The organism is Streptosporangium sp. NPDC002607 (assembly GCF_053592655.1).
Genome location: NZ_JBSFWD010000154.1, coordinates 1 through 2,152, shown reverse-complemented (window position 1 = coordinate 2,152; position 2,152 = coordinate 1). Strand labels below are relative to the sequence as shown.

General features: G+C 66.9%; 2 protein-coding genes. One reads left to right on the top strand and one right to left on the bottom strand.

The genetic code is table 11. From position 1 onward, the window contains the following. Window positions 1–424 precede the first annotated feature (424 nt). On the top strand, window positions 425–1,678 hold the full coding sequence (locus ACWD3H_RS47585) for an IS110 family transposase (RefSeq protein WP_451959793.1): 1,254 nt from the start codon (window positions 425–427) through the stop codon (window positions 1,676–1,678). On the opposite strand, the gene ACWD3H_RS47580 is transcribed toward ACWD3H_RS47585, so the two are convergent. Then, on the bottom strand, window positions 1,618–2,073 hold the full coding sequence (locus ACWD3H_RS47580) for an NUDIX hydrolase (protein ID WP_451959792.1): 456 nt from the start codon (window positions 2,071–2,073) through the stop codon (window positions 1,618–1,620). The genes ACWD3H_RS47585 and ACWD3H_RS47580 overlap by 61 nt on opposite strands. Between the last annotated feature and the right edge of the window lie 79 nt (window positions 2,074–2,152).

Below are 2,152 nucleotides of genomic sequence, written 5' to 3'. Positions count from 1 at the left end.
CCTAATGACTCTGTACGACCCCGAGTTTCCCGACTCGGGAGCTCATCCCGCTGACGTCTCGACTTGAACTGGAGCTTGGACTTCTCATCGCAGGCCGTACGCGGTGAGGGTGAGCGACCGGCGGGTGGTGGTCGACGGGGGCCGAGTGAACGCCTGTGTTGATACCGGACCGCGAGTCCTCTGCTAAGACCGTGCGCCTCGGTCCCTGTCGACCGTCACCCGCCAGTTCGTGCGATTCGGCACGATCGTGACGTGAGCCAGCCGCAGGAGACACCGCTTTGTCTACCCGGACCTTTCGAGCCCTTGCGCAGAGCGCGGACCTGCGGCCGGCTGGGGCCACGAACCGCTGATCGGATGTCGAGCCGCCGAGCTCTCTCATTAGGGCGTGGCGTGCCCCTGCGCGGCTCACCTGGACCAACGACCGATGAAGGAGGCGCCGGTGACGGTGACATGCGGAATCGACTGGAGCGAGAAACACCACGACGTCGCCTTGGTCGACGAGACCGGCACACTGGTCGCCAAACGACGCATCAGCGACGACGCCGAGGGCTGGCGAGTCCTGGTCGAGATGCTGGCCGAACACGGCGACCACCCCGACGACCCGATCCCGGTGGCGATCGAGACCAGCCGCGGCCTGCTGGTCTCCTGCCTGCGCGCCACCGGCCGAACGGTGTACGCGATCAATCCGCTGGCCGTGGCCCGCTACCGCGAACGCCACAGCGTCGCCCGAGCCAAGTCCGACCACCTCGATGCCATGACCTTGGCCAACATCCTGCGCGTCGACGCCGCTCACCACCGGCCGCTGCCGGACGACTCCGAGCTGGCGCAGGCGATCACCGTGCTGGCTCGTGCTCAGCAGGACGCGGTCTGGAACCGCCAGCAGCTGGCCAACCAGCTGCGCTCGCTGCTGCGCGAGTACTTCCCCGCGGCGCTGAAGGCCTTTCATGTCAAGAACATCGGCCTGACCTCTCGCGAGGCCCGCGCCGTGCTGCAGGCGGCGCCCACCCCGGGCGCGGCCGCCAAACTCACCTTCCGCCGACTGCACACCCTGCTACGCGGCTCAGGACGCCAGCGCAACATAGAGACCTGGATCGACCGACTGCAGGCGCTGTTCGGCGAAGAGCAGCTGCGCCGGCTCCCGCTCGTTGAAGAAGCCCTCGGCCGCCAGGCCCAGGCCCTGCTGCTGCAACTGGACGCTGCCTGCCGCGCCGCCGACCAGCTCGCCGAAGCTACCGGCGAGGCCTTCGGCCAGCACCCGGACGCGGCCATCATCACCAGCTTCCCCGGCCTGGCCGACCTGACCGGCGCCCGCGTGCTCGCCGAACTCGGCGACGACCAAACCCGCTTCGCCAACGCCCGCGCGCTCAAGGCCTACGCCGGATCGGCGCCCATCACCCGCGCCTCAGGCAAGAGCCTGGTCGTCCACCACCGCAAAGTGAAGAACCAACGCCTGGCCGCCGTCGGCTACGTGTGGTCCTTCGCCTCCCTACGAGCACCAGGCCCCAGAGCGCACTACGACTACCGGCGCGCCGAGGGCGACCGGCACTCCAGCGCACTGCGCAACACCTTCAACCGGATGCTCGGCTGCCTGTTCCACTGCCTGCAAAACCGCAAGACCTACGACGAGTCCGCCGCCTTCCCCCATCGTCGATCGATGCGACTCAGCCACACGTCCTGAGCATCGGCCAACCGCTCTGCCAGCGGTATCGGGACGAAGCGGCACGCGAACTCAAGCCCGGCGTCCTCGCCATCGCCACGAACATGGTGCTGCCATGCATCAGCGCTATCTGGGCGGGCCGTGAGCTGGAAGAACGTTGTCTGCCGCAGCTGCCCGTTATCGGCACGCGGCCTGTTGTCCAACGCGATGGGCCCAATGATAGAGACTTCGGTCAAGCCGGTTTCTTCTGCGACTTCTCGCAGGACAGCCTGTTGCAGGCTTTCATCCGGCCGGACCCCTCCTGCCGGCACTTGAGTACCGGCGTCGGGCGAACCGATGTGATCGAAGACAAGAAGTTCCGGGGTGGATCGGTAGCGGATGACGTAGGCGGCGACGCGGATTCGCGGTCGAGACATCCCTCCATCATTCCAGAAAACGATCTTGACGCTATTCGTCAGAGCCGGGAGCTTGACACTCTACGCAGATCGGATGTCT

Coding starts and splice junctions, on each gene's coding strand:
- ACWD3H_RS47580 (WP_451959792.1), bottom strand. CDS start 2,073: ATGTCTCGACCGCGAATCCGCGTCGCCGCCTACGTCATCCGCTACCGA.
- ACWD3H_RS47585 (WP_451959793.1), top strand. CDS start 425: ATGAAGGAGGCGCCGGTGACGGTGACATGCGGAATCGACTGGAGCGAG.